This window comes from Methanolobus sp. (assembly GCF_030682845.1).
Taxonomy (GTDB): Archaea; Halobacteriota; Methanosarcinia; order Methanosarcinales; family Methanosarcinaceae; genus Methanolobus.
Window position 1 is genome coordinate 50,090 of record NZ_JAUXNK010000067.1, and the last position, 7,924, is coordinate 58,013.

9 protein-coding genes are annotated in these 7,924 nt (G+C 46.7%); 6 read left to right on the plus strand and 3 right to left on the minus strand.

The window, feature by feature from the left end; all coding sequences use genetic code 11:
- Positions 1 to 18: 18 nt before the first annotated feature.
- Together ftsA and Q8J68_RS08385 are read right to left on the minus strand one after the other, a co-directional pair.
- Positions 19 to 1,377: a coenzyme F390 synthetase gene (gene ftsA / locus Q8J68_RS08380; RefSeq protein WP_305311068.1), complete on the minus strand. Its 1,359-nt coding sequence runs from the start codon at positions 1,375 to 1,377 to the stop codon at positions 19 to 21.
- Positions 1,378 to 1,428: 51 nt separating this feature from the next.
- Positions 1,429 to 3,540, minus strand: coding sequence for a thioredoxin domain-containing protein (locus Q8J68_RS08385; RefSeq protein WP_305311069.1), 2,112 nt, complete (start codon positions 3,538 to 3,540; stop codon positions 1,429 to 1,431).
- Positions 3,541 to 3,814: 274 nt separating this feature from the next.
- Between Q8J68_RS08385 and Q8J68_RS08390 the strand changes: the two genes are divergently transcribed.
- Positions 3,815 to 4,168, plus strand: coding sequence for a hypothetical protein (locus Q8J68_RS08390; protein ID WP_305311070.1), 354 nt, complete (start codon positions 3,815 to 3,817; stop codon positions 4,166 to 4,168).
- A 74-nt stretch (positions 4,169 to 4,242) separates the two neighbouring features.
- Here the strand turns inward: Q8J68_RS08390 and Q8J68_RS08395 are convergent, their stop codons facing one another.
- Positions 4,243 to 4,728 carry a hypothetical protein gene (locus Q8J68_RS08395; protein WP_305311071.1) on the minus strand — a complete coding sequence of 162 codons (486 nt, stop codon included), beginning with the start codon at positions 4,726 to 4,728 and terminating at the stop codon, positions 4,243 to 4,245.
- Between the two features lie 148 nt (positions 4,729 to 4,876).
- Between Q8J68_RS08395 and queC the strand changes: the two genes are divergently transcribed.
- The 5 genes from queC to Q8J68_RS08420 form a co-directional block, all read left to right on the plus strand.
- Entirely contained in the window at positions 4,877 to 5,599 is a 723-nt protein-coding gene (queC, locus tag Q8J68_RS08400; RefSeq protein WP_305311072.1) for a 7-cyano-7-deazaguanine synthase QueC, read from the plus strand.
- A 56-nt stretch (positions 5,600 to 5,655) separates the two neighbouring features.
- Positions 5,656 to 6,213: a DUF366 family protein gene (locus Q8J68_RS08405; RefSeq protein WP_305311073.1), complete on the plus strand. Its 558-nt coding sequence runs from the start codon at positions 5,656 to 5,658 to the stop codon at positions 6,211 to 6,213.
- Positions 6,210 to 6,944, plus strand: coding sequence for a 7-carboxy-7-deazaguanine synthase QueE (locus tag Q8J68_RS08410; RefSeq protein WP_305311074.1), 735 nt, complete (start codon positions 6,210 to 6,212; stop codon positions 6,942 to 6,944). Before Q8J68_RS08405 ends, Q8J68_RS08410 begins: the two co-directional genes overlap by 4 nt.
- Positions 6,944 to 7,285 (plus strand): 6-carboxytetrahydropterin synthase QueD, encoded by a 342-nt coding sequence (gene queD, locus Q8J68_RS08415; protein ID WP_305311075.1) that lies wholly within the window; start codon positions 6,944 to 6,946, stop codon positions 7,283 to 7,285. The genes Q8J68_RS08410 and queD overlap by 1 nt, the downstream gene beginning before the upstream one ends.
- A 96-nt stretch (positions 7,286 to 7,381) precedes the next feature.
- Positions 7,382 to 7,924 (plus strand): radical SAM protein (locus Q8J68_RS08420; protein ID WP_305311076.1); only part of this gene is annotated, 543 nt, incomplete at its 3' end.

Genomic DNA, 7,924 nt, shown 5'->3' on the forward strand with positions numbered 1-7,924 from the left:
CAGTCATTTTATACCAGATTATCTTCTATCGACAATCCTCTTCGGACGACCTTTGATGTGATAGAACTCAAGCTGCCCTGGTCCGACATAGTTGAAAATGATATCCAGACTGCCTTGTATGTAGGCATCCTCCAGAGCTCTTTTATACTTAAGGAAAGAGCCCAGGAAGTTGGCTTCTATCACTTGCCTGTTGCAATTCTGCGCATCTTCACACTCAAGGCTTACTCTCAGGGTAACCTCTCCCTCATCCTCGCCTCCGTAAAGGAACGCTTCGTATTCTCCTGTAAGGTACTCCATATTCTCTCTCTGGAAAACCCCTTTCTCGATGTCGACCCTGTTGAAAGGGGTTTCAAAGATCCAGAAAGTTTCCGCCTCTCTTTGAGGGTTAAGGACTCTCATATGTGTTCTTCCACATGAACATTTCTCGCGGTCCATCACCACGGTCGTATCTTCAGTGTCATAATTGAGGAGCACGTTGCCACACTTGGCGCCGACCGGAAGCAGGGTTGTGAGCACTATCCTGCCGCACTCGCCATCCTTTACAAAACCGTCCATCCGGGGGTCATAGACATCCATATGGACAAGATCTTCGGGTACATGAAGCCCTTTAAGATGGGAGCATTCCCCGCACATGGTGCCTTCGGTACTGCCGTAGGTGTTGAACACATCGCACCCCCATACCTCAGCAACATAATTGCGTGATTCATCCGGGAAACTCTCGCCTCCCACTATAAGTCGCTCAATGCTGGATTCTGTTGGGTCCATTCCCTGAACCTTCATTCTCTTAGCCAGGCTTATGAGCTTGAACACACTTCCCACTATGGATGTGGGTTTATAGGAAGTCATGACCCGCGGCGGGAAATTGCATTTCCCTATGGGGATTATTGTCATTCCTATGTTCCTGGCTGCAAGTGTCATGGTATTGGCACCTACGTTCATGCCATAGGAAGCGCATACAATAACCCTGTCACCAGGACCAAATCCCTGTGAAACGAAACTCCTCGCGTATTTCTCGGCGTATCTCTCCCAATCCTCCCATGTGAGGAAGAACGATTTGGGTGTGCCGCTAGTGCCGCTTGTCTCATGTATGGTGAAAACGTCTTTCCAGTCAACGGCCCTGAAACCAAAATCCACGGTTTCCGGAGGCTGGTTCTCCCGAATGGTCTTACCGGATATGATCGGAAGTTCCAGGAGATCTTCGTGTGATTGTATATCAGAAGGCTTGATGTTATGTTCCAGGAACCACTTTTTGTAGAACAGGGAGTTCTCAGCAGCGTAGTTAACAGTGTACTTTATTCTCTCTTCCACTAAAGCATCGAGTTCTCCTCTTTCCATAGTTTCAATATCCGGATTATAGTACTTCGTTTTCAGGTTCATCTTTGGTTCACCATTTGTGTTTTGACTATTATTCTTTAACTTGTCCCGAAATCAGTCTTTAAGTTGCCTGAGTATCTCTTTCCTGTCAGTTGAGGGCAGATTGCAGTTATAGTTCTGACAGATATGCACTGTCGTCCTGCCATCCTTCATGCTCATGTCGGATACGTACTCTGCAATTGCGGAAATCTCCGTTTCCCTGCCCTCATGTTTCAGGAGTATCACTTTGTTGGGCACAAATTCCCTGTTGATGTCTGATATTATTCCCTGTGTTTCCTCACTTTCAGGGTCACCTGCCACAACTATCTCCCGGGAAGGGCCTGCTGCAAAATCAAGGGCGCACATGAGCTGTGTGTAACCGATAGGCATTTTTGACACCTGTCCGGAGAAAAGCTGCATTATCTCGTATGCTTTGTTCTCAAAGTCGGTGTTCCCTGTGATCCGCCCAAGATGCAGCAGGTTCAACGCACAAACCGAATTGCCGGAAGGAATGGCTCCGTCGTATATCTCCTTACTCCGCATGATGAGCTTTTCTGAGTCATCCGCAGTATGGAAGAATCCTCCGTGCATGCTGTCCCGGAAATGTAAAATCAGCTGGTCATTGAATAGCAGTGCGTTTCTAAGGTATTCCGTGTTGAAGGTAGCCTGGTAAAGTTCGATAAGTCCCCATATAAAAAATGCATAGTCGTCAAGGAAACCCTCAACAGCCACCTCTCCATCGCGGTACCTGTGGAATAATCTCCCCCGGGGGCTGACCATCTTTGACAGGATGAAATCTGCGGTCAAGGCTGCTTCCCGGGCGTAAGCCGGCTCATCAAAGGCTCTGGCAGCTTTGCTTAGGGCGACTATCATAAGACTGTTCCAGTCAGTCATTATCTTATCATCTTTGGACGGATGCACGCGCATTTCCCTGTGCTCGAACAGTTTCCGGCGTGAACTTTCGAAAGACTGCCTGAACCTGTCATAGTCCTCACCTCTTCTTTCTGCAGTCTCGCGGAGGCTTTCTTCCAGATGAAGGATATTCCTGCCTGTATGTGTCCTGCTTGCTTCATCAAGGAAATTACCTCCGGGACTTGTATGGAACACTTCCTTGAACATCCCGGCGTCCATTTCACCGAGCATATCCTCTAATTCCTGCTCTGTCCAGAGGTAGAACCTGCCCTCCTCGCCCTCACTGTCAGCGTCCTCGGCAGAATAGAAGCCACCTTCAGGGGAATGCATATCCCTGAGCACGTAGCTGAACACTTCCTCCGCGTTCTCTCTGTATTCGGGGTTTTGTGTAGCCTGGTAGGTTTCTATAAGAGCTATCGATATCAATGCCTGGTCATAGAGCATCTTCTCAAAGTGAGGTACCAGCCACCTGGAATCCGTGGAATAGCGGTGAAAGCCAAAGCCGATGTGGTCATAGATGCCTCCCTTACGCATTGCCTTAAGTGTTTCCTCTGCCATTTCCAGTGCTTTATCCTCTTTTGACCTCTTCCAGTATCGCAGCAGAAACGTAAGATGGTGAGGAGTGGGGAACTTTGGCGCGTTACCAAAACCTGCGCTGGAAGGGTCGAAACTGCTTCGTAGGAGTTGGTAGGTCCTGTCAAGAGCGCTCTCATCCAGCCCGGGACCTTCTGTGCCATCGCGCACACCGCCTGATATTGCAGATACGATCTCCTCGGCATTAGATATGAGCTCTTCTCTCTGTCGGGTCCACATATTGCTGACTGCAGGAACAATGTCAAGCATGCCTGCCATTCCATACCTGCTTTCCCTGGGTATGTAGGTTGCTGCCATGAAGGGTTTTTTGTCCGGGGTCATTATTATGGAAAGGGGCCATCCTCCCCTTCCGGTCAGTGCCTGGCAGACAGACATGTATATAGTATCGATGTCCGGTCTTTCCTCCCTGTCCACCTTTATGGATACGAATGCCTCGTTCATCAGTTCCGCAACCTGCGGGTCCTCGAAGGATTCCCTCTCCATCACATGACACCAATGGCATGTAGAGTATCCGATGGATAGGAATATCGGTTTATCATCCTGCTTTGCCTTATCGAAAGCCTCTTCCCCCCAGGGATACCAGTCAACAGGATTATGCGCATGCTGAAGAAGGTATGGACTTTTCTCTCCTGCCAGCCGGTTAACATTATATTCATTGTCATCGGGCTTATTTTCCTGCAATTGTTTCACCTCTTGTGCGAGTGAACAGGATAATCATAAAAGCCAACCTCTCATAGATGCTTCTTCAGTTAGTTGATGTATCCCACTCATGTTAACTATCGAATTTGCTATTATTTATATGTGCCTGGGTATCATTTTCCATTTCCTCTCTCTACATCATTATAATGATGAAATTTTAAAGTATCACTAAGTTTAAATAGTTGTGAGCATGCAATAGTCAATTAGACCTCAAGATGAAGGCCAGATATATGACAACGATATGTGGGGTAAAAAAATGGATAAGCGTTTATTGATAATACCTGTTATTCTTGTGATCGGATTTGCAATCATGCTCAGCGGTGTACTGAACATTTCTAACGACGATGTCCCGGCTGAGGCTGAAGATATAATAATTACAGAAGAACCTGAAACTATCTTCCAGTCGACAGACATTAATGATTCGGAAATGAACGAAACTCTCGAAGAGGCACCTTCAACTCCAAATATGGGAGGTATGGGGGGCATGGGAGGAGGTTTACCGCCAGCCACTCCGATAACTACCACGCCAGCAACAGATACCGATGACGAAACTGAAGAATCAACTGCATCAACTACTACCTACACCTTTTATATAAAGGTGGCAGAATAAATCTAATACGCCTGTAAGCCGGGTTTCAGCAGGCAGGCGGATATGATGCCCGGCTGAAATAGTTTTTTTATTTTTCAGTACATCACTTTTGCGAATCCCTGAGTCTGCTTCTTGCAGATGTTGGTATGCTTTTCTTCGTCTGCTATGAGTTTTTCCATATCCAGCATGAAATCTGCCCTGTCTTTCTGATCAGGGAGCAGTTCTTCTATGACAGCAGCCTCAGCGTTCCTGATATCCTTATATGCATTCATGGCAAGTATCTCATACTTCTGTATGCTTCCAAAAATCTCTGGCGCCGATAATCCGTCAAAATCGAATATGTGTTTTGGGAGCCCCTTTGGTATCGTCTGCGGGACTTCTATATTTGCTTTGATCATCCATTTCTCGACTATCGATCCGTGAAGGTCCGAGTCATGGGATAATACCTCCAATGCTTCGAGGTTTTCGTCCATCATCTCAATGCGTGCTTCCCATGTGCCCAGTTGTTCCATCTCGGATTCTATCCAGTACATACGCTGAAGTAGAGAAACAAGGACTTTTTTTTCTTTGATAACTGGCATTTAACATCCTCTTACAATATTATAATTAATTATATATTAATATCTGCTGGTATTACCAGCGATATTTTCTTATAGGAAAAATCTATTCTCCTAGTATTACTCGGGGAATACTTTTCCCGGATGCTTTCATTTATCTTTACATGTATCTTTGGAGGATATCATCATTAATGCTTCAATAGCCCTGTTAAGCAGCGGACTGGACTCGGTGACAGCTGTTTCATTAGCAAGAGAACACACAGAAGTGAAACTTGCACTTGTATTCGATTATGGCCAGCGTTCCGCAAAACGAGAGATAGAGTGCTCGAAAAAGATATGTGAGCATTTCGGAATCGGGCTTCAGGTAATTGAGCTTGGCTGGCTTGCGGGTATCACAAAAACATCCCTTGTGAACACTGACAGCGATGTACCTGCAATGTCCCTTGAGAAGATAGCCGGAGATGCGGACCCTTCTATCACTATTGAATCTGCAAAGAGTGTATGGGTGCCTAACCGTAATGGTGTGCTTATAAACATTGCAGCAAGCTTCGCAGAGAGTATGGGATATGAGAATGTCATTGTGGGTTTTAACAGGGAGGAAGCTGTGACATTCCCGGACAATTCTTCGGATTTCATCGGGGCAATCAACGGCTCCCTTTCATATTCAACACTTAATGGAGTTAAAGTACTGGCTCCACTCATCGGTCTTGATAAAAAAAACATAGTTCTTAAGGCAATGGAATCCAAGGCTCCTCTGGAGTACAGCTGGAGTTGTTACCAGGGAGGAGAGCTGCCCTGCGGTGTATGTGAGAGCTGCGTGAGAAGGAAACGTGCTTTCGATGAGGCGGGCATTGCAGACCCGCTTTTTGTAAGGCTTGGGGTCACACAGGGATAAATGCAACAAAAGTGGCTGCATAATAATGATTGTGTGACAGGGAATCGAGTGATAACATGGAATGCATAATTATTGACAAGAGGATCGATTACGACGGGAGCCAGATATCTTCCCTGTGGGCCTACAACATGGCAGACGTACAGGCTGATTCGATCATAGGTTTCAGGGGAGCGTGCGATGTCAGGATCGAACACATGATCGACCTTGAGGATAAGAAACAGGGTGACATCATATTCTCCACTGACATGCTCCACTTCGTTATAGAGCATTTCGACTCAACCGACCTGAAACTGGTGTATGCAAGACAGAGACTGTTCACATCTATAGTTCGCGAGGTGCTCTCTCTAAGATACTCCGATATCACGCGCAACGGGGATGATCTTTTCATCGGTGAGAAAAAGCTTACAATATCCATTGCCAGCACTTCGGCGGTATCCCAGAAGATCCATTTCGGGATAAACGTTTTCCACGATTACTATGGAAGTCTTGAAGACCTGGGCATACAGGGGGATGAAGTGGCGGTGGTGCTGCAGGAAATAGCAGAAGCTTATGTGCGTGAGTTCGATGATATCGAGAAGGACCTGCGCAAGTCCAGGCCATTGGATGTGATATGATGGCTGCTGACCAGATGACCGCCAATGTCAGCGAGGTGTTCTGTTCGGTGCAGGGTGAGGGTCCCTATGTCGGTTCAAGACAGGCTTTCGTACGCTTTACCGGATGTAACCTCGACTGCTCTTATTGTGATACATCCGTTGGGAGCTCAAACATATGCAGGTTTGAGAAAGTCCCGGGTTCGGGTGTGTTCAAACTGGTAGAAAATCCCCTGTCCGCTGAGGATATAGGGAAGATGGCAGGCTCTTATGGGAAGATCCATTCTGTATCACTTACAGGAGGAGAGCCTTTGATGCATGCTGATTTTATTTGCCAGCTTGACATTGCAAGTCCTCTTTACCTGGAATCGAACATGACATTACCCCATATGGCTAAAAAGATAAGGGACAAGTTGTCCTATGTAGCAGGGGATATCAAACTGCTGCCTTCGTCACCCGTGGATGATGTGGACCAGCATTTTGATAGGACCATAGAATGTTTCAGGACACTGAAGACAACCAAAGACAGGGAATGCTTCTGCAAGGTGGTCGTGACAAAGGATACTGACGCCGATGATGTGGAAGGCATGATTGGCGCGATCGCCGGCTATGTATCGTGTGTGGTACTTCAGCCCGTCTCACAAAAAGAGCTCCTTCCGGCTCCGGGATACCTAATAGGCCTCCAGGAACGGTTACTTGATCAAGTTGATACTAAAATAATACCTCAGACTCACAGAATATGGGGGTGCCTTTAATGAAGATGAAACTCGGAATAATTGATTATATAGACAGTGCCCATTATCTCCCGGGGCATGGCAAATGTGGAAAGGTTCACGGACACACCTATAAGGTAGAGATCGTGATAGAGGGTGATAAGAATGAAAGTGGAATGGTCATGGACTTCTATGATATAAAGAAGATCGTAAAAGAGGTAATGGCCGAATATGACCATGTGATGCTGAATGATATCCTGGAATATCCCAGTGTTGAGAATCTGTGCGAGCACGTGCACGCACGCCTGTCTGCTAGGCTCAGGTTCCCCGTGTCACTGAAAATATGGGAAGGTCAGGGCAAGTGGTGTGAAATAAGTCCCTGAATGCATATTTTCTAGATATGCTTAATACAAAACTTTATCAATGGGTTTATGCTTAAATTGACATGAATTTACAGGAGCTGCCAAGGAGCTGTAAATATGGATAATAGCGAATCAGATACATGCGACATACAAGTTTCAAAGGGCGAGGATATGAAGAGGATAATTGCCCAGCATCCCTGCTATTCCAAGGATGCCCAGCATAAGTATGGAAGAATTCACCTTGCAGTAGCTCCCAAATGCAATATTCAGTGCAACTATTGCGACCGTAAGTTCGATTGCGTTAATGAGAGCCGGCCGGGTGTTACCAGTGAGGTTCTCAGTCCGCAGGAAGCCCTTGAAAAGACTAAGCAGGTGCTCAAGGAATATCCTTTCATCAAGGTTGTGGGTGTGGCAGGTCCGGGCGACCCGCTGGCAAACGATGAGACATTTGAGACATTCAGGCTGATCAAGGAGGAGTTCCCGGATGCGACATTATGTCTGAGCACCAACGGGCTTGTGCTTCCGGAGAGACTCCCGGAAATTATACGATCCGGCGTAACCACGCTCACAGTGACCCTTAACGCTATCGACCCCGAGATACAGGCAAAGGTCATTGGTCATATCAGTTATCACGGTAAGGTCTACAGAGGCATCGAAGCA